Source organism: Flavobacterium lipolyticum, from assembly GCF_020905335.1.
Lineage (GTDB): Bacteria > Bacteroidota > Bacteroidia > Flavobacteriales > Flavobacteriaceae > Flavobacterium > Flavobacterium lipolyticum.
The window spans coordinates 3001826-3028495 of sequence record NZ_JAJJMN010000001.1 but is presented as its reverse complement, the minus strand read 5'-3'; the positions used below and the strand labels follow the sequence as shown (position 1 = coordinate 3028495).

The 26670-nt window shown below is 36.5% G+C and carries 28 protein-coding genes and 1 tRNA gene; 14 read left to right on the top strand and 15 right to left on the bottom strand.

The window, feature by feature from the left end; translation table 11 throughout:
* Nucleotides 1-146: 146 nt before the first annotated feature.
* Nucleotides 147-467 carry a DUF1493 family protein gene (locus LNQ34_RS13215; RefSeq protein ID WP_230000094.1) on the bottom strand — a complete coding sequence of 107 codons (321 nt, stop codon included), beginning with the start codon at nt 465-467 and terminating at the stop codon, nt 147-149.
* A gap of 303 nt (nt 468-770) precedes the next feature.
* Nucleotides 771-1931 carry a histidine decarboxylase gene (locus LNQ34_RS13210; RefSeq protein WP_230000093.1) on the bottom strand — a complete coding sequence of 387 codons (1161 nt, stop codon included), beginning with the start codon at nt 1929-1931 and terminating at the stop codon, nt 771-773.
* Nucleotides 1932-2084: 153 nt separating this feature from the next.
* Here LNQ34_RS13210 and LNQ34_RS13205 point away from each other — a divergent pair, with 153 nt between their 5' ends.
* Nucleotides 2085-2537, top strand: a complete 453-nt coding sequence (locus LNQ34_RS13205) for an Lrp/AsnC family transcriptional regulator (RefSeq protein ID WP_202704358.1) — start codon at nt 2085-2087, stop codon at nt 2535-2537.
* Between the two features lie 69 nt (nt 2538-2606).
* Here the strand turns inward: LNQ34_RS13205 and LNQ34_RS13200 are convergent, their stop codons facing one another.
* The 5 genes from LNQ34_RS13200 to LNQ34_RS13180 all read right to left on the bottom strand — a co-directional run bounded on the left by LNQ34_RS13200 (nt 2607) and on the right by LNQ34_RS13180 (nt 5775).
* A complete protein-coding gene (locus LNQ34_RS13200; RefSeq protein ID WP_230000092.1) occupies nt 2607-3098 on the bottom strand; it encodes a hypothetical protein in 492 nt (163 codons plus the stop codon).
* Nucleotides 3095-3517, bottom strand: coding sequence for a hypothetical protein (locus tag LNQ34_RS13195; RefSeq protein ID WP_230000091.1), 423 nt, complete (start codon nt 3515-3517; stop codon nt 3095-3097). The genes LNQ34_RS13200 and LNQ34_RS13195 overlap by 4 nt, the downstream gene beginning before the upstream one ends.
* 64 nt (nt 3518-3581) lie before the next feature.
* Nucleotides 3582-4205, bottom strand: coding sequence for a hypothetical protein (locus LNQ34_RS13190; protein ID WP_230000090.1), 624 nt, complete (start codon nt 4203-4205; stop codon nt 3582-3584).
* A 55-nt stretch (nt 4206-4260) separates the two neighbouring features.
* The gene (locus LNQ34_RS13185; protein ID WP_202704354.1) at nt 4261-4842 is read right to left on the bottom strand and encodes a Crp/Fnr family transcriptional regulator; all 582 of its coding nucleotides are present in this window, start codon (nt 4840-4842) and stop codon (nt 4261-4263) included.
* 198 nt (nt 4843-5040) lie between these two features.
* Nucleotides 5041-5775, bottom strand: coding sequence for a hypothetical protein (locus LNQ34_RS13180; RefSeq protein WP_230000089.1), 735 nt, complete (start codon nt 5773-5775; stop codon nt 5041-5043).
* 567 nt (nt 5776-6342) lie between these two features.
* On the opposite strand from LNQ34_RS13180, the gene LNQ34_RS13175 reads away from it, so the two are divergent.
* Nucleotides 6343-6414: transfer RNA gene (locus tag LNQ34_RS13175), tRNA-Glu, on the top strand.
* Between the two features lie 199 nt (nt 6415-6613).
* Here LNQ34_RS13175 and LNQ34_RS13170 read toward each other — a convergent pair.
* The 4 genes from LNQ34_RS13170 to LNQ34_RS13155 all read right to left on the bottom strand — a co-directional run bounded on the left by LNQ34_RS13170 (nt 6614) and on the right by LNQ34_RS13155 (nt 9227).
* Nucleotides 6614-7348, bottom strand: a complete 735-nt coding sequence (locus LNQ34_RS13170) for an SDR family NAD(P)-dependent oxidoreductase (RefSeq protein WP_230000088.1) — start codon at nt 7346-7348, stop codon at nt 6614-6616.
* A 24-nt stretch (nt 7349-7372) separates the two neighbouring features.
* Nucleotides 7373-7591: a tautomerase family protein gene (locus tag LNQ34_RS13165; RefSeq protein WP_202702199.1), complete on the bottom strand. Its 219-nt coding sequence runs from the start codon at nt 7589-7591 to the stop codon at nt 7373-7375.
* A gap of 169 nt (nt 7592-7760) precedes the next feature.
* A complete protein-coding gene (locus LNQ34_RS13160) occupies nt 7761-8765 on the bottom strand; it encodes an MsnO8 family LLM class oxidoreductase (protein WP_230000087.1) in 1005 nt (334 codons plus the stop codon).
* A gap of 93 nt (nt 8766-8858) precedes the next feature.
* A complete protein-coding gene (locus LNQ34_RS13155; RefSeq protein ID WP_202702197.1) occupies nt 8859-9227 on the bottom strand; it encodes a winged helix-turn-helix transcriptional regulator in 369 nt (122 codons plus the stop codon).
* 285 nt (nt 9228-9512) lie between these two features.
* Between LNQ34_RS13155 and LNQ34_RS13150 the strand changes: the two genes are divergently transcribed.
* Together LNQ34_RS13150 and LNQ34_RS13145 are read left to right on the top strand one after the other, a co-directional pair.
* Complete coding sequence (locus LNQ34_RS13150) at nt 9513-9962, top strand: hypothetical protein (RefSeq protein ID WP_202702196.1); 450 nt, start codon at nt 9513-9515, stop codon at nt 9960-9962.
* Between the two features lie 17 nt (nt 9963-9979).
* Nucleotides 9980-11629, top strand: a complete 1650-nt coding sequence (locus LNQ34_RS13145; RefSeq protein WP_202702195.1) for a S41 family peptidase — start codon at nt 9980-9982, stop codon at nt 11627-11629.
* A gap of 74 nt (nt 11630-11703) precedes the next feature.
* Here LNQ34_RS13145 and LNQ34_RS13140 read toward each other — a convergent pair whose 3' ends face one another.
* The 4 genes from LNQ34_RS13140 to LNQ34_RS13125 form a co-directional block, all read right to left on the bottom strand.
* Nucleotides 11704-12144, bottom strand: a complete 441-nt coding sequence (locus LNQ34_RS13140; protein WP_230000086.1) for a hypothetical protein — start codon at nt 12142-12144, stop codon at nt 11704-11706.
* Nucleotides 12145-12151: 7 nt separating this feature from the next.
* Nucleotides 12152-13417 carry a hypothetical protein gene (locus LNQ34_RS13135; RefSeq protein WP_202702193.1) on the bottom strand — a complete coding sequence of 422 codons (1266 nt, stop codon included), beginning with the start codon at nt 13415-13417 and terminating at the stop codon, nt 12152-12154.
* Nucleotides 13418-13976: 559 nt separating this feature from the next.
* Nucleotides 13977-15971 carry a flavin monoamine oxidase family protein gene (locus LNQ34_RS13130; RefSeq protein WP_230000085.1) on the bottom strand — a complete coding sequence of 665 codons (1995 nt, stop codon included), beginning with the start codon at nt 15969-15971 and terminating at the stop codon, nt 13977-13979.
* A 43-nt stretch (nt 15972-16014) separates the two neighbouring features.
* Nucleotides 16015-17733: an alpha-keto acid decarboxylase family protein gene (locus LNQ34_RS13125; RefSeq protein WP_230000084.1), complete on the bottom strand. Its 1719-nt coding sequence runs from the start codon at nt 17731-17733 to the stop codon at nt 16015-16017.
* Between the two features lie 747 nt (nt 17734-18480).
* On the opposite strand from LNQ34_RS13125, the gene LNQ34_RS13120 reads away from it, so the two are divergent.
* The 10 genes from LNQ34_RS13120 (at nt 18481) to LNQ34_RS13075 (ending at nt 26606) form a co-directional block, all read left to right on the top strand.
* A complete protein-coding gene (locus tag LNQ34_RS13120) occupies nt 18481-19083 on the top strand; it encodes a Pvc16 family protein (RefSeq protein ID WP_202702190.1) in 603 nt (200 codons plus the stop codon).
* Nucleotides 19080-19922 (top strand): hypothetical protein, encoded by an 843-nt coding sequence (locus tag LNQ34_RS13115; RefSeq protein ID WP_230000083.1) that lies wholly within the window; start codon nt 19080-19082, stop codon nt 19920-19922. The genes LNQ34_RS13120 and LNQ34_RS13115 overlap by 4 nt, the downstream gene beginning before the upstream one ends.
* A gap of 19 nt (nt 19923-19941) precedes the next feature.
* A complete protein-coding gene (locus LNQ34_RS13110; protein WP_202702188.1) occupies nt 19942-22038 on the top strand; it encodes a phage tail sheath C-terminal domain-containing protein in 2097 nt (698 codons plus the stop codon).
* Between the two features lie 140 nt (nt 22039-22178).
* Complete coding sequence (locus LNQ34_RS13105; RefSeq protein WP_202702187.1) at nt 22179-22607, top strand: phage tail protein; 429 nt, start codon at nt 22179-22181, stop codon at nt 22605-22607.
* 2 nt (nt 22608-22609) lie between these two features.
* On the top strand, nt 22610-23056 hold the full coding sequence (locus LNQ34_RS13100) for a phage tail protein (protein WP_230000082.1): 447 nt from the start codon (nt 22610-22612) through the stop codon (nt 23054-23056).
* 2 nt (nt 23057-23058) lie between these two features.
* A complete protein-coding gene (locus tag LNQ34_RS13095; protein ID WP_165607941.1) occupies nt 23059-23217 on the top strand; it encodes a DUF5908 family protein in 159 nt (52 codons plus the stop codon).
* Nucleotides 23218-23219: 2 nt separating this feature from the next.
* Nucleotides 23220-23903, top strand: a complete 684-nt coding sequence (locus LNQ34_RS13090) for a CIS tube protein (RefSeq protein WP_017497865.1) — start codon at nt 23220-23222, stop codon at nt 23901-23903.
* Nucleotides 23903-25648, top strand: coding sequence for a type VI secretion system tip protein VgrG (gene vgrG / locus LNQ34_RS13085; RefSeq protein WP_230000081.1), 1746 nt, complete (start codon nt 23903-23905; stop codon nt 25646-25648). Before LNQ34_RS13090 ends, vgrG begins: the two co-directional genes overlap by 1 nt.
* Nucleotides 25649-25902: 254 nt before the next feature.
* Nucleotides 25903-26193: a PAAR domain-containing protein gene (locus tag LNQ34_RS13080; RefSeq protein ID WP_017497863.1), complete on the top strand. Its 291-nt coding sequence runs from the start codon at nt 25903-25905 to the stop codon at nt 26191-26193.
* A gap of 2 nt (nt 26194-26195) precedes the next feature.
* The gene (locus LNQ34_RS13075; protein ID WP_070908779.1) at nt 26196-26606 is read left to right on the top strand and encodes a GPW/gp25 family protein; all 411 of its coding nucleotides are present in this window, start codon (nt 26196-26198) and stop codon (nt 26604-26606) included.
* The last annotated feature ends 64 nt before the right edge of the window (nt 26607-26670 follow it).

The window sequence follows — 26670 nt, the reverse complement described above, 5'->3', positions numbered from 1 at the left end:
TCCCGACTTTTCTTAATTCTATTTATATTAATCATCGTTTCCAAATTACATCTTCTACAAGAAAACTTAATCACTTTGCGGGTGCGAAGTCAGAGACATTCGCCACAGCGTTGCAGATGAACACTTCGCCGAGCGGGACGGTATACTTAAAGATCAGGTTCAAACCATTCCCCTTTATTTATAATTGATAACAAATGTTCCACAGTTAATGATTTCTTTTCTTTTTTCGTTCGAAAGATTCTTCTAAAAATTGAAATCAATATAAATTCATCTTCATCAAAATATTCATAATAATCAAAAGCATTCATATCTATGTTAAATTTTGTTTTAAATAAACCCATAAAACAATCATTATCTTCTGATATTGTTTGGAGCTTATTTACTGCCGTGTCCAAATTGATATTATCTACCTCAAAAACTTCATTTATCAACAACTTGAGCTGCATCAAATTATAATGATCATTCATAATGCTTTTTTTTGTGTTGCTCTATCAATAGTATATCCCGCGCTTGGCCAAGCCTCACCCCCCTTCGAACTGTTCTCTTGAGTGTTACACAAATATCTCTGATTTTGTGTCCTCTCTAAAAACAAATCTAATATAAAAAACGAAAACGACATCAAACTTCTGACTTTACCTCAAGTTTAATACAAAATTGTATTATTAGTATTCAAACCACTGACAATACAAAAAAGCGTAAAGTCAGAGACATTTACGCTTTTTTTTATAAGCTCTTTTACAGAACAGAATGAACCATACTATTCTAAAACACTACCAACTAAATTCTGCCATTTCTTCCGGGGCTTCAATGCAATTTTCTACGTCGTTGATAAACAAGTCGATTTGTTCTTTGGTTACGTTTGGCATGCAAATAATATGAGAGATATCGCCCTCAGTGGCTAATTGCCATTTTGATTTCACTTCTTCGGTTATTTTTGGAAAAACTACAGTGATCGAATTTGGATTTCTCCAGGCAGCAATTCCCATGTCTTTTAATCGCTGCTCACAGTATTCCGCTACTTCCAGACTGTGTAAATAACGCTTTTTTAAACCTTCAATCCCTAATTTTTTCAGGGTAAACCATAAAAACAACGGGGAATGCCCATTTCTGGATCCTGTAATCGTCGTATCTAGGGAACCGATATATGAGATCCCTTTCGAGATTCTGTCTCTATTAGAACGCTTCGTGATAATAACACCGGTTGGAATTGGTGAACCAATAAATTTGTGTCCGCTGATGGAAATACTGTCCGCTCCATCCATAAAATCAAAAGGAAGTCGCGGTTCCATAAAAGCACCATAACTTCCGGATAAGGCTGCATCACAATGGATGTAACTATCCTGTATGGCTAATGCTTTTAGAATGTTTTTAATTTTTGATACGTCGTCTTTGGCTTCTTTCATTGTGGTACCAAAAGTAGTCAGTACAATGGCCGGTTTATGACGATTCAGTTTCAACGTGTTTTCAAAATCCTCATAATCAATCTCACCATTTTCCTGTGAGCGAATAACGATACTCGGAATGTTGAGCAAATGAATGTTTTTACGCACACTGTAATGGGTCGATTCCGAATAATACACCATTGCTTTTGGATATAATTCTCTTGCGAGATACAGTCCGTACAAATTACTTTCAGAACCGCCATTGGTAACGTAACCCCAATAATCTTTTGGATTGGCGCGGAATAATTTGGCAAAAAAGCCAACCACTTCTCTTTCCAGTTCGTGTGTTTGTACTTTGTAGGTACAGTCTTCAAAAGGATCACCAAGATTATTGATCGGATATTTTAAAAAATGACTGATTTCCGAATAATCAAAATCTTTGGATACAGGATAGCCCAAGAAATTATCTCTGGCATTTTCGATGTATTGATTCAAATCGAATAAACGTTGATTGTCTTCTAGGGATAATGATTCTGAAATAGGTGCCATAACATTTAATTTTTCTGTAAATGTACTTTTTATGGTTTAATATTCTTTATTAACAATAAAACTCAAAATATAATTCTAAATTTGAATCATAATTAAGTTTTTTAATATTGAATTTACTATTTCTTTTTTCTAAAACCATATAATTATTCTGAGATGGATGCCATAGATAAAAAAATATTGATGCTTTTGCAGCAAGATGCGAAGCAAAATACCAAAGAAATTGCCGATAAAATAGGCTTATCTGTTTCTCCCACCTTTGAGAGAATCAAAAAACTGGAACAAAAGCAGTACATCAAGAATTATGTCGCTTTGCTGGATTCTGAAAAAATTGGGAAATCAATCAGTGTATACTGTCAGGTTACTTTGGCGGTGCACTCACGAGAATTGATAGATGATTTTAAACAGCATATTCTGGTATTGCCCGAAATAATGGGTTGTTTTCACGTGTCCGGGAATTATGATTTTTTACTGAAAGTGGCGGTCAATGATATGAACGAATACCAAAAGTTTGTGATCGATAAATTATCGGTTATCAAAGGGATTTCAAATGTTCAAAGTTCATTTGTGATGGAAGAAATAAAAAATGATTTTGCCTATAATTTATAAAAATTCCAAAAAAAACATACTGCTTTTCATCAGGAACTCTTCCCTTAATGAGGTAGAATTTTTAGGAATTTATTTCTTTTTGGGCTTAAAAATTCTTCTTAAAAACCTTATCCAAATGGTCCATCTACTGTTTTTCTTTTCCTTTGTAAAATGGTTTTCGACTTTGTCAAATGCATCTTCAATATAAGAATCGTGCAGCCAACGAATTGCAAAGACCCATTTTAGGGTAGCCAAACCTATTGTATTCATATCAATAGAATGTTTCAGCTCGGTTACATGAGCGTCTAATTCCCTAATTTCAAACTTATGAAATCCATTAAATCCTTTTGGTTCTGTAAATTGAAATTGAATATAATGGTCCGGCTTATAATCCATAACGGTATATCTTATTTGCCCGTGCCCACCCTTTGAACCAATACTTAATCCGTTGTCTAATCGCATTGGCGGCCATTTGTCTGTTGCCAGCATCATATCGTTTCCGGACGATAAGGTTCTAAACAATTCTTCGATTTTGTGTTTAGGCTGATTAATTATTCTTGTATGCAGATTGATTACTTTCATAACAAAATGTTGTTTTCCGCTCTCCATTTTTGCAACCCGCCAATTAAAAACAAAAGCCCGATTATTATAGCCACTAAAGAATATATTGTTTCAGCTATTGAGTTTGTTCCCTGTATTGTATCAGCAATTAATTCTCCTATTCCACGCAGCAGATATATTCCGGCAATTAAAAAGATAACCGGTTTAAGAAAGGGCAACTTTCTAAATTTATTAGCTGCCGAAAGGCCGTAAAGACCGAAAATAAAAAACACAATAGCCACAATAATGGTCAGCAGATAAGGCAAAGTACTGTGCTTTTGAGCTAGTGTTGCCATTTCTTTTCCAATTCCCGTAATTTCAAACATCTTGTCCGCCCAGAACAATCCGACGATGTGAGCGATTGCGATTACAATATTGATATATCCTCCTAATTTTAGCATAATTTATTTTTTTTGAAGTTCTTACATACACCAGTAAACCAATCGGCAAAATTTCTTTTCTCAATCATACTTTCTTTATTTTTTCTATTATTATTCTGTATTCCTTTGGGAATGTTACTCCATTAAAATGATTGGTCAGTCCATAAAATAGAATGATTGTTAACACAAATCCGAATATAAGAATTGATTTTGCCTGTTGTGCCGGAGTTAAACTCAGAACATTGCTTTTCATCTTTTTATTATGAACGGAAGCAATGTGTCCGAAAAAAGAAAGAATTGCAAGTCCGTAATACGGAACAAAAAACCAATAAAAAGGAAAGGTATTAAGGCCTGCCACACCAAAATAAAAATTGGTATCGAGATGTAAAAAGAGACGGGCGATGAAAACAGCACTCACATGAACAATTAGAAAAAAAGCCAGGTAAAGTCCCGTCCAAATATGTAGTTTCTCAAAATGGGATGTTGCTGTTTTTCTGCTTTTCTTAAAAAGATTGATTCCTGATACAATTTGAACCAAAACTGCCACTAATAAAATTGTCTCAACAAAAGTATTGCGATAAAACAATCGTAAAGTATCCATTATTGCAATATGGGTCGCCACACCAAAAATGCTGCAAAAATGATTGAATAGATGTAACCCAATAAAAACTGTAATGGTTAGCCCTGAAATAGAATGAATTCGTATCATCTCATTTGATTTCTGCAAAGTTCAATCAACTTATTGAAAATCCATTTGATCTAAATCAAATTCGGTATTTTGGGTTGCGAATCCGGCTCAAAGTTTCAAGCGTCACACCAATATAGGAAGCAATGTGTGTTAACTGAACGCGTTGAATAATATCGGGGCGCGTATCTAATAGACTTTTATATTTCTGCAAAGCACTCTCAAATTGTATCGAAACAACTCTTTCCCGCAATTTAAGCATTGTTTTGGTTACCGCAATTCCTCCTAATTTCTCAAAACAATGATGTTTATCGCTCAATGCCAATACTGTTTCTTTTGAAATTTGCAACAAAGTTGTGGGTTCAAGCAATTCGATATTGTATATCGTTGGACCGCCTCGGAAAAAGCTATCAATGGCACTTACAAAATCACCCTCAAATGCAAACCAATCTGTAATATCCCTGCCATTTTTAGTATAATAGGCTCTTGCACTTCCACTAATTATAAAATAGAGTTTATCGGCAAACTGGCCTTCTTTTACAAGCACTGTCTCTTTATCAAACGTCAAAACTTTTGCCCCTCTTTTGAGATCGTCTTTACATTCCTCTGTTAACGTAACGTAGGTGGTACTTATAGTTTCTATTATTTGTTCAATGTACATAAGATCGTTTTCTCTGAAGTGGGACACCGTATTTTTGTTTGTAATTGTGGAGTTAGAAGCACAAATGCTGAATTAAAACACCGATATCAAATATACATACAAATGTTCAATTAGGTACCATAAGTAGCACTACCCTGTAAGTGAGGGCATCTGCGCAACGTTTATGGCGATTCCGAAGAGCTATAATATTTACTAATTTTAGCAGCTTGTAGGGGTATTAAATATAAAATACTTTTCTACTATTTGATTTGTTTTACTATTCTTTGCTCTTATTTTATAAATGTATTTAGTTGTAAAAAAACTAGTGTCTATTTTTTCAAGAGATTTAATATTCTTTATATCATCAAACCATTCAGCTCCACAATTTTTTTCTACAGCAAGTTTGAGTTCGTCAATCGTAAATTTTATTGGAGGATCCGCACTTTCATCAAAATATATAAATTTTAAATCTTCCTGATTGATTTTAAGCTTTCTCCATTCTGACCTGTAACTTTTCCAATTGTCAATAACACAAAGTGGGACTTCAATTTCTCGTTCTGTTTCAATTCCTATTTTCACTTCAATTTGTCCATACAATTCTATCTCTTCAAACTCAGTTTGTTCAATCTTAAATGTTTTGTCAAACATCCAATCACCAGGAATAAGATTAAAATAAACAGTATCTTTTTCTGCTCTATAAGTATAATCATCCTGATCTGATTCCTTACGCCAATCCATTTCAACCTCTTTTATCAAATCTTTTACTAAAATGGTTAAGTCGGAAAATTTAACTTTCACATTATTATTTACATTCTCTTTTTTAGCTGTTATTAAATCTTCTTCCTGCTCAACCAAAATCTCTTTCTTATTTAATCTTTCGTTTAACTCTTTTTTCCTTTCCTTGCAGGAGAATAATAAAAAGCAAATTAGTACTATCTTAAATATAATTTTCATGGTGGTAAGTGAAGTTTAAATGGTTAATTTTTCCAAGCCCTAAAAATATATTTTTTATCCATTTTTATTGATTTCCTCTAAAGTTTTTTTTAAAAGAAACTTATCCAGAATATAATTCCGATTCATTCCAAAAAAAGCCGGTGCTATTTTTGTTTTTATGTCCTGCAATTAATTTATGATTTGATTCAGATTGCAAGTGCGAAACCAAAATACATTCGCACAATATACTTTTAAGTTTTATCTGATATCTACTTTTCTTGAAAAATCCTCGAAAAATCCCGAATAAAACGCATGAATTTTCCTTCAAAACAAATAATTGCAAAAATATTTTTCATTTTTTTTGAAAGGCATCATTTTAATAAAAGAAAAGAAAAATCTTATTTCCTGTTTTTTACTGTCAAAACAACCAATTCTTAATCAAATGAATACAACTTTAATTCATTCTACCCCTCTGCGATTGGTTATTTCTAAAGGCACTGTTTCCAGAATAAGCCTGAAAAAATTTTTCAAAAAAGCTATTGTGTATTCTAAAAACAGTTGTATTTTTGCACCCGCAACAACAAAGCAGGTCCGTTCGTCTATCGGTTAGGACGCCAGGTTTTCATCCTGGTAAGGGGGGTTCGATTCCCCCACGGACTACTTATCAAAACAAAAGCTTCAGATTTCTCTGAAGCTTTTTTTATTGAGATTTTGTAGGGGAGAAAAATTGCTTTTGCCCTTTCAGGGCAATCTTACACCTTAATCTAATTTATAGCACTTCGCACTATACTCGTGCTTTTCTGGCTTTCAGCCTTTTCTCCCCAGGTTTTGTTCTTGATCCATTAAAATGATTTAATCCTTAGTTTAAGTTGCGTCCGGCTCCTTTACCTCCATCAACATTGATAATTGAACCTGTAATAAAACTGCTTTTTGCAACCGTATACGCCATTTCTGCAATATCATCGATCTCACCTACACGGTTTAACAGATGTAAACCGGCACTTTGATCTGCGTTATCTCCATGCATTGGTGTACGTATAATACCGGGCGCGATGGTATTGACACGAATGTTTTGTTTTCCAAATTCGGCCGCTAACTGAATCGTTAAGGCATGGATAGCTCCTTTGCTTGATATCGGTGCAGTAGCAGGCAACCCTCCAAAACCATGATTAACCAGCGGTGTCCCAATATTAATTACAACCCCATCCTGTTGTTGCAACATTTGAGGAATTACGGCTTGTGTGGTGAAATAAGTCCCTTTAAAATTGGTGTTCAAAAATTTATCCAAATAGGCTTCATCTACTTCTAGAAATGGTTTGCTGTCAAAAATCCCTGCATTGTTAATCAATACATCTATTGATCCAAACTTTTCAAGTGCTGCGTGTACTAACTGTTCTCCTGTTTGTTTATCGCTTACATCTCCAGCAACCATTGCAAGATTGTCCCCTGCTCCCAGTTCCTGAAATGTGTCTTCAAGGGTACTTGGCAGCAATGAATTAATAACCACATTATCCCCTCTGTCTAAAAAGTATTTTGCAATTCCTTTTCCTATTCCTGATGCTGCACCAGTAACTACTATTGTTTGTTTTTTCATTGTTTCTATTGTTTATTGAATTTATTATTTTTCTTTTTTCTGTAAAGCCCTTTCTCTTATTACTGATCCTTGTTCTCCGGCATATCCCCAATTATCGAGATCTACTTCCTGAATTACAACATGGGTCAAATGCGGATCTTTGTTTAAGGTTTCTGTAATTAAATTGGTTACTCCTTTTATAAGGATTTGTTTCTGTTCTTTAGTTACGCTTTCTCGCGTAATCTCAATTTTTATGAATGGCATGACTTTTTTGTTTTATGCTTATCGCAGTTATTTGATTTTTTTAAGTAAATAGTAGACAATAGAATCCCTTCATGAAAGAGGAAAAATTTCCTTTCATGTCTCTTTTTCAGTGTTGTTTAGAGGGTAAGAAGCTTGGTGTTTTTGCCGCTTCTCTATGTAAGTGAAGTAATTACTCCAACCCGAACGCCTCTGCCAGTAATTCGAGGGTTTTCATCCTGTTTTCTTTACCAAAAATCTGGGGCAATATCATTACTTCGTCGGTTTGGTATGCGGCGGCAAGCTGCTCGATTTGTTGCTTTGCACTATCCGGATTTCCAACAATAATTCTTCTTCTGTTGTTCCTGATCATTTCTTTCTCTTCCACTGTATAAGGATACTCCTGAATACTGTCAAAATTCATGTAGTAGGGAGTTTCACGTCCTGACTCTATCATTAACATCCAATGATCAAATCCTTTAGCAAGCTCTTCGGCAGCTTCTTCTGTTTCGGCAATTGCCGCAAAAATGGCTACCATGTTTTGAGGTTTAGAGCTTATTACCGAAGGACTGAAATTGGAGAAATAATCTGCTGTGGCCTGCAATCCAGTTCCGCCAGGGTTGATAAAATGTGCGAATATATAAGACATACCTTCCCTACCGGCGAGTAATCCTCCATTACCTCCTGCTCCCAGTGACCATAATTGTGGTACGGTAGTGACAACAGGTGATGGGACTAAACCCGGAAACGAAGAATTTATTTCTTCCTGACCGCTCAAATAAGCTTTTAAATCTTTAACCTGCTGTTCATAGGATGAAATTCTAGTCTTTCCAAGGTTTAGTGCCGAGTGTGTGATTTTATCTCCTCCGGGAGCTCTTCCTATACCAAGATCAATCCTGCCGGGATACAAAGCTTCCATAAGCTTTACGCCTTCTGCTACTTTGTATGCACTGTAATGTTGCAGCATCACACCTCCGGACCCAATACGTATATTTTGTGTATTGGCTAAAAGGTGCATCATTAACATTTCGGGATTACTTCCGGCTAAAGTCTGCATTCCATGATGCTCAGAAACCCAAAATCGTTTGAAACCTAATTTATCCGCAAGTTGAGCCAGTTTTGTGGTTGCAATTAAGGCTTCTCTTGAATTATTCTTCTCGTCAATAGGAGAATAATCTAATATGCTTAAATGAATCATAACTTTTTTTTTTGCAAATTTAGCACCAAAAAAAAGCTGCCACAATAACGGCATAACGATTCAGATACGGCAAACTTATTCCCTATAACTACGCTATTTATTGGTTGTTTCTTTTTTTAGTTCAAGAAGTTTTCTAAAATGCTCGCGATATTTATTTCCCCATTCTTCCATGGCAAGGGTTATTGGAAGCAAAGAGGTTCCAAATTCTGTAAGGGAGTATTCTACCTTAAGCGGTAAAACAGGGTATATTTTTTTCTCTATAATACCATGTTCCTGAAGTTCGTTTAATTGAATATTGAGCGCACGTCTTGATGCAGCCGGCATGGCTCGTTGCAGATCGCTTGGTCTAATAATCCCTTCATGAATAAGATTGATCAAAGTAGGTTTCCATTTCCCGCCAATAATTTCGCTTGTAATCTCTATACCACAGGAATACTCTTTTTCTATTTTTCTCTCGTACATAAATCAATAGTTATTTTAGTTTTCAGCTAACCTAAGCTGCATTTAAACAGACACAAACGTCTTATTTTGGTATTTACAACTGGACATTACGTCTTTCAAAAAGGCAAGAAGTCCGTAAACAAGTACTGCAAAGATAATTATTACCACCTAAAACAAATACATCCTCTAAATTCTAGAAAAACATCTTATTTGAAAGGAATTTCTTTGATATATTAGTATATTCGAAAAATATAAATGGAAGATTTTTTAAAGACCGACACCGACAAAATCATTAAATTTTAAATTATGAAAATTAAAACCTTAAATGTTACCTTTATGGTAATCACTTATTTAATTTCTATCCCAATTCTAGGATTTTTATCCGCAGTTATAGGATTTAAAACGCACTATCTTCTCCTCTTATTTTTTCATTTTATTTTCTTCTTTTTTCTGATATACGTATTCACCGGTACATTAAGCATTGATTGCAACAGTGACAAAGATACCCTTACATTAGAGTGGGATAAAAAACCGATCTATACTAAAATCCAAAATCAGGTCATTCTTTTATCCGAAATTAAAAGCTGGAATTTTTTTAATGGCCGTGGTGCTGACCGGCTAAAAATATACTTTAACAGTGGTGAGTCTTTAATCATTGATTTTAATAATTTGATTGACTTTGGAGAAAATTCTAAAAAAGCAGACCAGCTGCTCTTTTTTCTGAATACCAAAAACATCAAACAACAATTGGCTTAACCACTCTAACCCTAAGCTTGAAAAATATTACAAAAAAACATCCCAAAACCATGTACCGTACCTCTATTACTACAACTATTTGTTTTTATAAACGAATAACGAACGCATTTACGAATCCTAAAAATCTGCTGTCGGTTTTTACCCTCTTATGGCTGTTTTCGTTCTCCTGTACTATTCAGGCCCAAAGCTCTGCTAAGATCATGAAGGATAGTTTGATGCTGTACAATAAAGTACTTTCGCCAAAACAAATGCAGGAGGATCTTAAAATACTTCGAACAATAAACGAAAAAGCAAATTCCGGTTTGTATCAATACCGCTCTAAAAAACAGGTAGACAGTATTTACAACGGTGCCTTTAAAAGTATTAAAAAGCCCATGAGCACTATCGAGTTTTACAAAATAATGCTTCGCCTGTCCGATTATGAAGGAAGTTTACACAATTACACCATTCCCGATCTCGATTTAATCAACTTTCTGAACAGACAAAAGTCCTTTTTCCCTTTTCCTCTAGTCTATATTAACGGACAAATTATTTTTGACGGTCAATCATCGGATATCCCTCCAGGTTCAAGAATAAAAAGTATAAACGGAATAAATGATGCACAATTAATGCGCTCTTTCTACAAATATTATACAACAGATGGTCATCATCTTGTCCAAAAATTATCGGCCAGTGTCAATAAATCGTTTGGATTAAACTACCTGCTCGAATATGGTCTTTGTGATGAATTTATTATAGAATACAGCGTACCAAAATCGGAGGCTCTTCAAAAAACAGTGCTTCGTGCCGTAACGCTAAAGGAAAGAACAGCCAATCTTAAAAACAGGTTTAGTGCTCCGGTTACTGATTTACTAGATTATAAAAAACAGTCTCCGTATAGCTTCCGTATGATTAACCCCGCTACAGGTTTGTTGAATCTAAGATTTTTTGGTATGGCCTATGGATCAGACGATCCTAAGTTTAAACCCTATGTTCGATTTTTGGACAGCATTTTTACAGCACTGGACAAAAATAAGGTTGCTAATCTGATCATTGATGTTAGAAATAATCCGGGAGGCAGTGATCCTAACTTCGAACAGCCTGTTATGTACCTTACCGATAAACCCTTCAAGGAAAATGAAAAGGCTGTCATCCTATTCGACCCTAATGTTTTACCTCTCGAAAAGTATTTTTGGGGTACTTCAACTTCAGAACGAATGGATAGTACTGCTCTAAAAGCGGGAAAAGAATACCTGAAATCACTGTATCCGGTATTCCAAAACAACATCAGTATTCAGGATCAGAAATACAATCCGGTTTACCATCCTAAATCGCCGCTCTTTAAAGGCAAGCTTTATCTTTTGATTAATGAAAATGTGGCATCAGCTGCTTCCCATTTTGCTTCTTTGGTAAAAGCATATGTAGATAATGTTACCATAGTAGGTCTGGAAACCGTTGGAGGTTACTACGTTCACAACGGACATTCACCATTGGTTTACGAACTTCCTAACTCAAAAGTAAAAACACAATTTTCAATTGTAAATGTCGTACAGGATGCACCTAAAAAAGCGAACCAGCCGGAAGGTCACGGTATTATGCCCGACTATGAAGTATGGCCTACTCTGGATGACTTTTTTGAACAGAAGGACACACAAATGGAATTTGTTCTTAAGCTGATTGCTAAATAATTAATTCTAGTTTTACAATATTTCCCCCTATAAACACAAAGCTCCGAAGAAATCCGGAGCTTTGTTATTTTAGGCTAATTACATAATATTATAAAATTTTTAATGCCTCCCTTATTCAAAACACTGAAAGCGGCTATTCTATCATTTTCAATTAAAAAATACAGTACTATTTTTTTGTTTTCTTTTAAAATAAAAACCTTCGAAAAATCGGTTATTACAAATTCTTTTTGAACTTCTTTGTCATTCGTTGCTTTTATTATTTTTAATTTTGATAAGTCCTTAGATTGCAATTCTTTTCTTATGGAAGCAATACCATCTGTTAAAAATTTATCTAAAGTAGCTTTTGCTTCTGTATGCTGTTTGCCCTCGCAAATGTATTTATCTTTTATAACAGGTATTTCGATATTTTTATCTTTACAAGCAGCAATAAAATTAAATATCAGTTTTTCTTCTTGACTTTGCACATTGCAACTTATAAGGAAAATCAGTAAACATTTAATCATTAAATTTTTCATAATTCGTTTATTTAGAGTTAGAAAGAGCTATTCCCCCAGTAGTTTTAATACTAGCACCCGAAGGTAGTGCCATATTTCGAATATCCTGCCCTAAATTTCCTGGGTTTGTTCCTCCTCCCCCCGGCCAAGATCCATCAGTATTAGGTAATTTTAAACCTCCTGTTGCTGCTATTTGTTGTGCAAAATCGCTACAGTTATTTGTATTTAAATTGTATTGGCCAGAGTAATTTGTAATTTTTGAAATTACTTCAGATAACTGTGAAGCAGTTAATGTTTTAGATATTCTAACATCATAAGAGTGTCCACTATCGTTAAGGTAGGCGGGGCTAGAACCTGGTGAAGTAAAAGGATTCACTCCATTTGAAGGATAATAACCAATAACTCTGACAATTCCGTTTTGTTCAATAGCTAAAAATGTATGACCAACCTCAGGATTGACCATTCCGTCATAGGCGTCAGATTTATTTGCAATAGGCTGATCTACATAAACATGAAGTGTTCCCTCTGAGTTTAAATTAAAATTTTTAAAATAATCCTGTCTATTTGCTATTTTTTTTGCCTCCTGTGGTGCGTTCAGTAGGATGTCATCAGACCATGTTACATACATAGGACCAGATATACCCGGCATATACCCGGGAGGTAAACTTCCAGGCCCATAATCCGGAACCCACATCCAATTACTACATTTAGTATAGGGCCCCACTGTAACGTAATAAGTACAAACTGTCCTATTTGTTGTGTTTTTGCCTTGGTCAAGATTATGAAGACTTACTTGTTCTCCTTTTTCAAATTTTCCCGAATACACAACTTTGTTTTTAGCACTTTGAACCGTTATATATCCTGAATACTTGGTACCCGTTTTGTAAAGATTGAATTCTTTGCTATTATTATCAAAATCTATATCTTTTGTAGTATAGTCAATATCAAATACTTTAAATATTCCTTCTTCGTCTTCAATAAAAAGTAATCGCATATAACTCTTATAATCTTTATCCTCAACGACATTTGTAGAAGTATTATTTAGTAAGACGAGAGGTACCTCAACGGCTTTTCTTCCCTCTTCGTTAATAACAACAGCATTATTCCAATCTATTAATTTTGTGTATTTTAATACATCTAAGCTTGTTTCGCTTTTTTCAAACCATTTTTTTGCGTTGGCAGTAATAAGGCTTTCATTGTTTGATTCTATTTCTTCTGTTTGACATCTCGAAAATAAAAGAGTCATGCTTATAAAAATAAAGACAGAAGTAACATTTTTTAATTTGTGCATCATAGATTAGTTAATTTAATATTGGTTAAATCTCAAAGAATTATATGTCCCAGATTAAATAATTTTAAATACCATAGCAATAAATCACCATACTACGAAAAAGTTATATCAATCCAGCACCACAATGGTAGCAATAAAATTCTTATAAAAACACAATTTTATGATTTATTTTTAATTAGTTTAAATAAACATTGTAGATTTTTAACTTACCAATTTGTTTTCCGTTAGCTTTAAGTACCGTATTTTATTGCACTCGGATTAGGTAGATTCGACAGGACGAAAACGCGGATTAATACGGATTTTTTTTTATTTTTAGTAGAAAGCATATCGTTTTTTCAATAGCAATACTCATTGTTAAAACTGCTGATTTATTCAGATAAGTAAACAGGCGATTGTATTGGAGTGACAAACTCCAATACAATCGCCTGTTTTGTTGTTTCCTTTAACTTTCTGGATGCAATTAGTTCTAACACACAGTTTTATGTATCCTTCCGGCTACTATTTCTGCGTACTTTGCGTAAACCTTTGCGATCTTTGCGGTTAAAAAACAGTCCAAAATCTACTATTCCGGACTGATAAATGGATAGTATTTTTCATCTATAATTGGTTCGATACCAAAGAAATCATTCAGAACCGATTCGGCGGTACAGAAGGCGCCTTCTACCCAAGCCTGATCGTTTGAATAGGTTTCTCCAACGATAAAAATATCGCAATCTACTTTTGGTACAAGCTGTGAAGGTTTTCTAATTTTTCGTTGTACATCACCCAGATTATAGTGTGATTTATAGGCATGATATCCGGCATTGAATGGCGGAAGCGACCAGTCCATATATCGGGTTTCTAAAGGTTCAGGTACGGCCGAATAATCCGTCTGTGGTCCAAAATGTAATGCTGCCAGTTGCGAACGAAGCATTTTGACCATTACCGGAGTAGCTATACGCGGCCCCTCTAGCGTTTGACAATCTCTGGACTCCGGAATTTCACGTGTTCCATGAGGGCCAAGTTCTAAAGCTTTCCAAAATGTGGTGTATTGAATGTCGTCATAACTGGCCAAAATACCATACACTTTTTCCCCTTTTTGATTGAGGGCATTATCACCAAAATAAACCACTTGTCGGATCGGCATATCGGTAATACTTGGACCAATGGTATCTAATTCGGCTATAGCTGAGATTTGCTTTTCTTCTTTAAAAGTCAGGCGTTCCTGAATCGCATTTTCTACCGCAGCTATAAAACTGGCCTTATCGTTAAACGATGTCGCGATAATAACGGGATTTTTTGCTGATTCTATTGCTTTCAGATAATTAGAAGGAAATTTTTCTTTTTTCAGTTTAGCAATTCCTTCCTGCGTTAAAAAGTAACTGGTTAATTTGGCAGGATAAGTTGGGCTTCCGGCTTCGGTTGTTCTCCACCATGGTGTAGTGAAAAACATCCCTATTTTATAGGAAGGTTCCATAATTACAGATTCCAGATAGAGCTGTACTTCTTCGTGGTTTAAGATGTCCTGACCTTCATCATCTGTATAACGTGTTGCCTGAGCTACCAGTTCAATGGATGCGCGAGGCATGGCCAAGAATGCAGCATCACATATTTTACTATCGGCAAGTTTATCCGGAGTTGCGCGTTTTGCGGTAGTAAAACGAATCCCTGCCTTAGTATGCAAAATCGAACGCAATCGGGTATCCGGAAAATAATTCAGCGTAATTCCTTTTTGTTTGGCTAGTTTTTCAACTTCCTCAAATAAGGCAACAAATAAGCTGGAATATCCTTTTACCAGCGTTTTATATTCTGTTCCCGGCGTAAACTCGTCATTAACATTAAACGACTGGGCACTATGACTATTTACTACATTGGAGCTATAGCCGTTACCATCTGCCAGATAGCCAAATCCTTCTTGTCCAAGTCTGTCATAGGCAAGATTCCAATATCCAATATCCTTTAGTAAATCTCCTCTTTGAAAGATGGAACTGTCCGGCATGTCAATCTCGATCTTTCCATTCTCATAAAACTTACACCATTCTCTACGGGTAACAGGACCTGACGTTGCTGTGATTGCTACAGATTGTATGGTGGTGAATCCATCATCTGGCGGAGCATCTTCACCATAATTATTAGTAAAATAAGGAGCCGGCTGATTCGAATTAACATCTGAGACATACATGTTCTTGGTACGCAAAGACATTAAAGGATCAGCAGATTCGTTAAATTCAACTGAATCTTTCTTTAAATCCAGTTTCTCTATCGTTTTTGTGACTACACGATGTCCTGCTCCTTGTGGAGTGCCGTCCCAATATGAATATCGCATACCGCCCAATTCCAGATACGAATTGTCTTTGTTGTCTTTATAATGCCACGTACAAACGCGTGCTCCTGCCTCTCTGGTTCCCTGGTTTTTTTTAGAAAAATCATATTTCCCCCAGTCGTAGAGTTCTAATACATCGCCTTTAATCAGCATTTTTTCATTTTTGTCGCGTTTGGATTTTCCATCCAGTAATCTCCACGCTGTATAGAGTCCGGCTGCACCGGCTCCAAAAATAGAGTATGTTTTTTTGCTCATGATTTTATGTTTTTAATTTTTTTATTGCTTTTTACTAGTTGTTTTATTCATTCCCCAGCCTTTCCATCTGCTGTGCCAGGTCTTTTTGAGGAATTACAATTTCTACCAGAGTGGGCAGATCTGTTTTTTCCTTTAGTTTAAGAAGTACTTCGTCTAATTCTTTTACGGTTTCAGCACGGTAGCTCTTTGCTCCAAATGCTTTGGCAAGTGCCTGATAGTCCCATTTTGGAAGAATATCAAATTCATCAAACTTATGAGACGAACCTTCTTTAAAAGAGTCCATGTCAACATATACCTGTTCGATGGCATATACCCCATTGCTCATCACGAAGATTACAGAGTTGATTTTGTATTTTACCAGGGTCGAAAGCGCTTGTGCTACCATCATAAAACCACCGTCACCTGCGATAGTCCAGGCTTGTTTACCACTTCCTAACTGAGCTCCGGAAGCAGCACCAGTTTCAAAACCGATACACTGCCAGGCAGCAGAAGAAATAAAGGCATTCTTAGATAATCCGTACATATTGGTGGCTACATACATAGAAGAACTGACCCCAAAAGTGAATACGATATCGTCCAGCATTTTTTGTTTTTCCAGAAAATAAGTGGCTCTCTCAAAAAAGCGGTTGAATGTTATTACTTCGGGAGTTTTGTTGTATTTAGGGTCTGAGTTGGATCGCCATGGTTCGGGAAATTTTGGCTGAGCGGGAGCTACTGCTTTTAAAGGATATCCAGAAGCTTTTTTGAAACGTTCGGTTAAGGCTTCAATGAAATCTTTTAAGGTTACATTTTCATAAGTAAAATAACCTACCCGCATTTCCTGTGTGGTTACCTGGATCATAGCTGAAAATTTATTTTCTACCAGCCATAAATAGTCATCGGTAATAATCGTTCCCAAAGACAAAATGCAGTCTGAAGCTTCGACTATTTTAATCACTTCGGGTATCGAAGCCTGATCAGAGTACGTTCCTATAAACTTATCTCCTTTCTCATCAAGAACTGTTTTTCCGAGTGACGTTGTAGTGTACAGCATTCCACTTACTTTAATAAGTTCCTCTAACTGCTTTGATAAATTGTGTCGTAAAAGCTCTACTCCTGCAAAAATCAGCGGTTTTTTTGACTGACTGATTTGTGTCCAGGCTTGCGAAACTGCATTCTCCAATTCCGCTGCTTCGCTTTTTATGATCTTAGGTTCTAATTTTTTATTGGAAGGTTTAGGACAAGGTTCACCCCATACCTCTTTATAACAGGCTATATAAACCGGACGCTGATGTGTAAGTGCCGCAATAATTAAGTTATCGATTTTTTCAGGAGCATCTACAGAGCTGCTCAGCGTTTCGGCCGCAACGGTTACTCTTTCAAAAATTTCCTGATCGGCATTGAGATTGCCTGTAGAATGGTGATAAAGTACATTGTACATATTTCCAATTTGCCTTGCGTCTGCTCCGGGTGTAGCGCTAATTACAACCACAGGACTGCGTTCGACATAAGCACCGGCAATGGCATTCAATGCGCTGTAAGTACTTACCCCATATTGCAAAGATACCGCTCCTAAACCTCGGGTACGGGCATAGGCGTCTGCTGCATACGAAGCATCTAATTCATTTGATGTTCCAATGGTTTTAATTCCGTTAAAGTCTTCGAGAGCTTGTGTAAAATGTTTCACATAATCGCCCGGGATCTGAAAGACCTCGGTAACATTTAATTGTTTGAGTCGGGTGAGCAGATAATCTGCAACTGTAAATTCTTTTGTAGGTTTCATTGTTTGGCGGTTCTAAATTAGGAGTCTTGTTTGTTTTGGACAGCAGATCTCTTCAGCAGGTATTCTTTTAAAGCGATCTCCTGATTTGTATTTCTTTATAAAATTACCAGTCTGCCAAAACACAAATTAAAAAAAAGGCATGAGTGCCGAATTTTTATCCATGAGAAACCCAAATAACAGCATGAGGTCAGTTTTTACATTTTAGGACAAAGGTTCGTCTCTTTGTCATGGCCCTTTTCTTTTTTTAAGGCTAAAAATGACTCAACAATTGACGAACAAAAACATACTGATCTGTATAACAATTAAATAGACCTAAAAAAATGACCATTTTACGCTTTTCCGTATTAGAATTTTGATGTTATGCAGAAATTCTGACGTTATTTTTTTCTAAAAATATAAAGAAAAAACACCAGTTAACATATAAGTAACTGAAAATTAATAATTTACAAATGAAAAGATTGTTTAAAAAAGGGTATTTTTACGCTGTCCTGATATCCCTAAGTTTTTCTAATTTAGATATTCTATCAGCCCACGTTTTTATTACAAATCCAAATTTAAGCCGGGAAACACTTCTTTTTATTTTTGAATCTGCGCCTTAGAGCTACTTCTTTTTAGCCTAATTACATCGTATTACTACAAGCGGAATATCACAAAAACAAGCCTAAAATACACCCACTGCTTTAAAAAAGGCAGAGATTTGAATTGCCTTTTCTTAAAGAATATCAGAATATTAAAATTTTTCACCAGATGATTTTTGAAGTTATTCAGATTATTACAGAACAAGTCAACAACTACCTCGATGAAATTGGGTTAGAAAAAACGGTTGTGCCTGAAAACATTGCTTTTCTGGAGTCACAAAATGAAACGGTATCCGGAAATCTGGAAGATAAGGTAGCACTTACTCTTATCAATCTGGATGAAGAAGCGACTTTGAAAAACTTTCCCAATCACATTGTTCAAGGCAACAAAACGATCTATAAAAACAGTGTCATCAACTTAAATCTGTACCTGCTCTTTAGCGCCAACAGAACCATATACATCAACTCTTTAAATGATATTTCGAAAATCATTACTTTTTTTCAGGGGAAAAAACTTTTTACACAGTCTGATACTATTTACAACCGAAATAATGTGGCCATGGCCAATATCGACAACTTCAGATTTACCGTTGAGCTTTACACCCCCACTTTTGAAGAATTGAACTATATCTGGGGGACTCTGGGCGGCAAACAGCTTCCATCGGCTTTGTACAAGGTGAGCATGATACAAATTGAACGCAATATTGCTCAAAGTGAAGGACCACTTATCAGCAGAATTAAGGGTATAACGAAAACAAGAAAACAATCATGAGTTATAGTATCACATACGGATTGTTATTGGAGGCAACCATTTTGCATAATTATTTCCTGAATAATGGTGAAGAAACCTTTGCAAGTATGTCGAATGACGATAAAGAAAAGATGCTTCAAAAGTTCAACACTGCTGTTTTCACCACGATCACACCAACTCTGGAGACCCACACTATACTCCAAAACTATAAAATGGTGTTCAAAGAAAATAAAACAGGTTTCAAGATTTACATTAAAGTCAAAGAAGCTGACGAAACAGATCCGTTTATCAAAGTTCCTGCCGATTTGAACCTGAACTTTCTAATCACTATCCATGACTATCAATTTGAAAATTACACCAATTTAGAATTTACGCCTAACCGGGTCTTTCTGTTCAGTAATGTGAAACCTCCTAAAGAACCGGTTAGCTTCAAATACCTGCCTAAAATTAATGACAACAAGTTAATATCAAGTGCGTATTTAGTATCTGAAGAAACCACAACTGATCTAATTTCAACACTACATTCATCAGAAACACAAGACCTGTTTGGGATTATTTCACTGACGCTGCAAGGCGATAATAGTCCTGAAAATAGTATAGACGATGATGGTAAAATAAACAGTCCAAATTTCAAAATCCATTTTGACAATCGAAAAACGCTTTGGAAATACATCAACCGCAAAGCTGCCTCCGAAATTGAAACCAATACAACAAAACCCTTAACACGTTCCGGCTTTGTTGAAATTGACCCGCTAACCGATTTTGACGTACCGCAACCCGTGAGCAGCAGCTATCCTAATCCATCTGTAAAAGCAATAACAAAAGACAATGGTGATTACTATTCTGAAATATTTATTTAATAATTAAAAACAATTAATCATGGCAACAACTTACAAAACACCCGGGGTATATGTTGAGGAAATCGTAAAATTTCCTCCTTCTGTTGCCCAGGTAGAAACAGCAATTCCCGCTTTTATTGGCTATACTGAAAAAGCTACAAACAAGATTAATGGAGATTTGAAATTAAAGCCCACCCGAATAACCTCTCTCTTAGAGTACGAACGTTTTTTTGGTCTTGCAAAACCGGAAACAACCATTAGTGTTACCATCAATGATGTTTCTACGGATAATGGTGATGTTAGATCTATTATTGTAGATCAGCCTACTTCAAAGCAGCCCTTTTTGATGTATTATTCGCTGCAATTGTTTTTTGCAAATGGCGGTGGTCCTTGCTACATTGTTTCAGTAGGGCGTTATGGCAATGATTTAGACGATGCAGATTCTGCTGTTACTGCGATCAACAACAGTAATGCACTAAAAAGCGGATTAGCAGAAATAGAAAAAGTAGATGAACCTACTTTGTTATTGTTTCCCGACGCCACAAAAGTATCAGGAATCACGATTACGGATTACTACGGATTGTACAACGATGCGCTGACCCAATGCCAAAATCTTCAGGACAGATTTACACTGATTGATACACTTAATTATGATGAATCAAGCCCTACAGATGCAAATATAGACGATTTAAGAAATAAAGTGAGTTCTGAAAAAGATACTATTAAATACGGAGCAGCTTATTATCCCCATTTAGAAACCATACTTGATTATGCTTTTGATGCAAGTAAAATTGTCTTAAAACACTATTCTTATACGGCAAAAGCCTACGATCAAATTGCTGTGGGATTAGTACCTATTGAAGACCCCGCAACCGGAATAGCTGCTACGGTAACCAAATTGGTAAACGAACCAGTAGCGGGCGATATTGCCGGACAGATTAGTGATCTGTTGTTGCAGATGTATAGTAATAATGCCACCGGTTTTGATTTAGGCGGAACCTTCGCGAGCAGCCCTGCCAAAAAAACGGCTTTCTTAAATAAACTGAACCCTTTACTGACTACTTTGGAAACTTTATCCATATTAAAGAGTTCATTAAACGATGAAGCCAATGCTGCCATCAGTACCATCTCAGACGAAGATCCGGGAATTGCAAACACCATCACCTCAACCCTGAATACTTTCAATTTAATATTTACGGCTCCAGGTAAAATCGATGCTGTCTATAAAAATTTAAAAGCGTTAAAGAAAAAAATACAGGATGAAAACACAGATCCTAAACTGAAAAAAATTCTACTAACCGACACTTTAAATTTTGACACAGAAATAAAAAAACTGGTAACGTATACTCCACTGAATGCTCAAACCGGAATCAGCGGACTAGTCAATAATTTCTCAGGCATTGCCGCTGCCCTTACCGCGCTTTTGAATGCTATTAAATCGGTTAGCGGAAAAGATTTAAATAATGGAGAATTAAACGGAAGAAAATTAAGTGCTCTGGAAGCAATTGACAACGCTACTTACAATAAAATCCTTACCGAAATTTACAACCTTCCTATAACACTTCCTCCTAGTTCGGCTATTGCAGGAGTCTATGCCAGAGTCGACAAAGACAGAGGGGTTTGGAAAGCGCCAGCCAATGTAAGTCTGAACTATGTCATAAAACCTACCGTTAAAATTACCAACAATATTCAGGACGGTTTAAATGTTGATACGGTTGCCGGTAAATCGATCAATGCCATCAGAAGTTTCACTGGTAAAGGAACGTTGGTTTGGGGCTCCCGAACATTAGCCGGAAACGATAACGAATGGCGTTATGTACCGGTGAGACGTTTCTTTAATATGGCCGAAGAATCCATCAAAAAAGCGACCGAACAATTTGTATTTGAACCTAACGATGCCAACACCTGGATACGCGTGCGAGCCATGATAGAAAATTTCCTGATTCTGCAATGGAGAGCCGGAGCATTGGCAGGAGCTAAACCGGAACAGGCTTTTTATGTCAGAATCGGACTGGGGCAAACCATGTCGGCTATAGACATTCTCGAAGGCCGATTAATTGTCGAAATTGGAATGGCAGTAGTTCGTCCGGCGGAATTTATCATACTTCGCTTCTCTCACAAAATGCAGGAATCTTAATTAATACCGATTATGCATTCAATATAGCCCAATAAAAATTGGCCTATTTTCATGCTATATCGGCATTATTCCAAAAGTCTCAGGACAGTTTTAAAAATATAACATGTACAATAAAACACTAACATTAAAAAATATAGATCATGAGTTATCCGCTATCAAAGTTTCATTTCTCAGTTGACTGGGGTGGAACAAAAATAGGATTTACAGAAGTTTCGGGATTAGATGTCGAAACTGAGGTTATTGAATACCGTCAGGGAGCAAGTCCCGAGTACAGCAAGATCAAAATGCCAGGCATGCAGAAATTCTCCAACATCACACTGAAAAGAGGAACTTTTAAAAGTGATAATGAGTATTATGCCTGGTGGAATACGGTAAAATTAAATACCATAGAAAGAAGGGATATTACCATCAAATTACTGGACGAAGAACACAATCCTGTAATCACCTGGAAAGTAAAAAATGCATGGCCTACCAAAATTCAATCCACTGATTTAAAAGCCGACGGAAACGAAGTCGCTATTGAATCTATGGAATTGGTTCACGAAGGTTTATCGATTCAAAATGACTAATCATGGCTAATTATTATCCACCTGTCGGTTTTCACTTTTTAGTAGAATTTCAAGGTCTTGGTACGAAAGAAAAAGACCATCAGTTCCAATCGGTTTCCGGCTTGTCTGTTGATATCGAGACAGAAGAAATTGCCGAGGGTGGAGAAAACAGATTCAAACACAAACTCCCGGTAAAGACAAAATATCCAAACCTGACTTTAAAGAGAGGAATATTGATTGATTCTCATGTCATTGACTGGTGCAGAAAAGCTATTGAAAATTTTTCTTTTGAACCCGTAAACCTGACAGTCAAACTACTCAACCAGGAGCATCAGCCTTTGGTTTCCTGGAATGTGGTTCACGCCTACCCTGTAAAATGGTCGGTGGAAGACTTTAATGCCGAAGAAAGCAAGCTCGTCGTCGAAAACATTGAGCTTACTTATAATTATTTCACCTTAATGAAAAGTTAGTTATGCCAATAGAAATAAAAGAGCTTCACATTAAAATAAATGTGAGTGAAGGATCAAAACCGGCTGCTTCTCCAAATTCTCCGAAAAGTAAAGGAGAAGAGCCCGTTGCAGAATGCGTAGATCAGGTAATGAAAATTATCGAACGTAAAAAAGAACGTTAATCATGGCTGGAGAATTAGAAAAACTGAAAATCGTTGCTTATAGTGACCCGCAGTTTAATAACAAAATTGCCGATGGTAAGTTTTCTACGCTTATGAATCCGGAGAAATATACCTATCACTATAAAATTGAGACTGATGACACTCAGGCCTCCGGAACGAGTACGGTATCTCCCAAGTTCAACAAAAAACTACCGGAGAATCTGGAACTTGATTTTGTTTTCGACCGATCGGGAGTGATTAGCGGCTACAAAAGTTCGAGTAATGGTATTATAGACGACATTGAGAAATTTAAAAAGGTCATTCTGGATTACAACGGTGACGAACACAAACCCAACTATCTCATGATTTCATGGGGAACCTTGCTTTTTAAAGGGGCTCTAACCGAAATGGAAATAGAATTCAAACTCTTTAATCCGGACGGAACTCCGATCAGAGCTATCGCAAAAGCGAAATTTCAGGGTTTTGTGGAAGACAACCTCAGAGCAGCCAGAGAAAATAATAAATCGCCGGATTTAACGCATTACAGAATTGTAAAAGAAGGCGATACTTTACCCTTGATGACCTATCATATCTACGGTGATTCTAAGTATTATCTCGAAGTTGCAAAAGTCAATAACATTATCAATTTCAGAAAATTAAAAACCGGGCAAAAACTATTTTTCCCACCCTTACAAAAACAATCCTGATGAACAACAGCGGAGTGATACAAACCAGTCAGAGTGCCGATTTAGTAACGTACAAAATTTTAATTGAAGGGGAAGAATTGTCTAAAACCTATCAGGTAAAAAGTATTGTAGTGCAAAATGAGGTGAACCGGATTCCTATGGCTCAAATTGTTCTCACAGACGGAGAAGCTTCTGAAAGAGATTTTAAACTGAGTAATGAGGATTTATTGATTCCGGGGAAAAAACTTGAAATCAATGCCGGTTATCACAATGATGAGGAGGCCATTTACAAAGGAGTCATCATCAAACATTCTATCAAAATAAAAAGCGGTGCTTCTTTGCTCATTATTGAATGTAAAGACGAAGCTGTAAAACTAACGATCGGCAGAAAGAGCAAGTATTTTTATGATGTAAAAGACAGTGATGCTTTTGAGGAAATTATTGGTACATACGGACTGGAAAAAGACGTTGAAGCTACTAATTTTAGTCATAAAGAACTGGTTCAGTACAATACTTCCGACTGGGATTTTATCGTTTCAAGAGCACAGGCTAACGGAAAACTTTGTTTTGTAGAGAACGGAAAAATCACCATCAGCAAACCCGATCTGAGTTCAGCAGCTGTTGAAACCATTACTTTCGGAGCAACTTTGCTTGATTTTGATGCCGAAATTGATGCCCGAAATCAATTTGCCAAAGTGTCTTCGTACAGTTGGGATTACACCAATCAGGAATTAGTGGAAATCGAAGCCAATGATCCTGGTGTTAGTCTCAATGGAAATTTATCGGCTTCTGATTTGTCTGAAACTATCGAACTGGAAAATCTGGAACTGCGTCACGGAGGTACCATTACTGAAACAGAATTACAGGATTGGGCCGACGCCAAATTACTGTTTCAGCAATTATCCAAAGTTCGTGGAAGAGTCAAATTTCAAGGAATCCCTGCCGTAAAGCCCAACACCATCATTACACTGGAAGGCGTTGGTGACCGATTCAACGGAAGCGCTTACATCACGGGAGTTTTTCACGAACTAACAGAGGGAAATTGGACCATCGATGCCCAATTCGGATTAAATCCGGAGTGGTTCTCTGAAACCTATGACATTCACACGCCAACAGGTTCCGGAATCATGCCGGCCATAAGAGGACTTCACGCCGGAATCGTCACACAACTGGAAGGCGACCCTAATGGTGAAGACCGCATTCTGGTCAAAATTCCCATCATCAACAATGAAGAACAGGGTATTTGGTGCCGCGTAGCTTCGCCCGATGCAGGAGAAAACAGAGGCATTTTTTTCAGACCCGAAATAGAAGATGAAGTAATTATTGGTTTTGTCAACGAAGATCCAAACAATGCCATTGTTTTGGGCATGCTTCACAGTAGTGGAAAGCCTGCTCCTATAACAGCTTCAGACGATAATCACCAAAAAGGGATCGTAACCCGAAGTGAAATGAAGGTCATGTTTGACGACGAGAAAAAATCGATAGGAATTGAAACTCCGGCGGGTAAAAAAATAACACTCGACGAAGATAAAGGTGTTATCGTTATTGAAGATGAAAATTCGAATGTCATTACCATAGACAGTAATGGTATAAAAATGGAAAGCGCCGGAAACATTGAGATAGTCGCATCAGGTGACGTTAAAATTGAAGGAACCAACGTATCCTTAAAAGCCAAAGCGCAGTTTAAAGCCGAAGGAAGTGCGGGAGCTGAAATGTCCTCAAGCGCAGTGGCTATTGTAAAAGGAAGTATCGTACAAATAAATTAATCTTTCGGAGATAATTTTAAAAAAAAAAGCTTTAACACATAGAAACATAGAATTTTAAGTGCAAAAAGAGAGCAGAAAAGAAACTTATTTCTTTCACATAAAAGGTTATGTGTATTTCAATAAAGTGAAACGCCTTTTTACAGGTACAGGACCTATGTTACTATGTGTTAAAATGAATTACACTCAACGAAGGTTAAGTCAATACCAATTGTACTCAATAATATCAAAAATATTGAACTGAAATATAAAAAATTATGGGAGCACCAGCCGCCAGAATTACAGATATGCACGTTTGCCCAATGGTTACCGGAACCGTTCCCCATGTGGGAGGACCAATTTTACCTGCCGGTTCGCCAACCGTATTAATTGGAGGAGTTCCAGCCGCATGTGTTGGAGATATGGCTACCTGCACAGGACCTCCTGATACCATCGCCGCAGGTTCGGCAACCGTTTTAATTGGAGGAAAACCCGCAGCACGTATGGGGGATTCCACCGCACATGGAGGCACAATAGTAGCCGGATTAGCAACCGTTTTAATTGGTTAATTATGGAAACAGATCAAGCTTTTTTAGGAACCGGATGGAGTTTTCCTCCCGAATTTAAGAAAACAACCAGAGCTACTGTAATGATTTCTGATGAAGAAGACATTAAAAGCAGTCTGGAGATTCTATTGTCAACCAAAATAGGAGAACGTATTATGGTCCCTAAATACGGCTGTAATGTAGACGAGCTTCTTTTTGAACCGTTAACCACAACCTTAAAAACGTATGTGTCTGAACTCATCAGAACCGCCATTTTGTACCATGAACCGCGAATTGATGTGGAGAAAATCGACATCAGTCAGGGAGACGATTTAAATGGCGAATTGTTAGTGGCTTTAGATTACAGAATCAGAGCAACCAATTCCAGAACTAATATGGTATATCCTTTCTACAAACAAGAAGGAACTAATATTTAATACCGATTGTATATTCAATATAGTCCAATTGCATTGGACTAAAAGATAAGTAAAATTGATATAA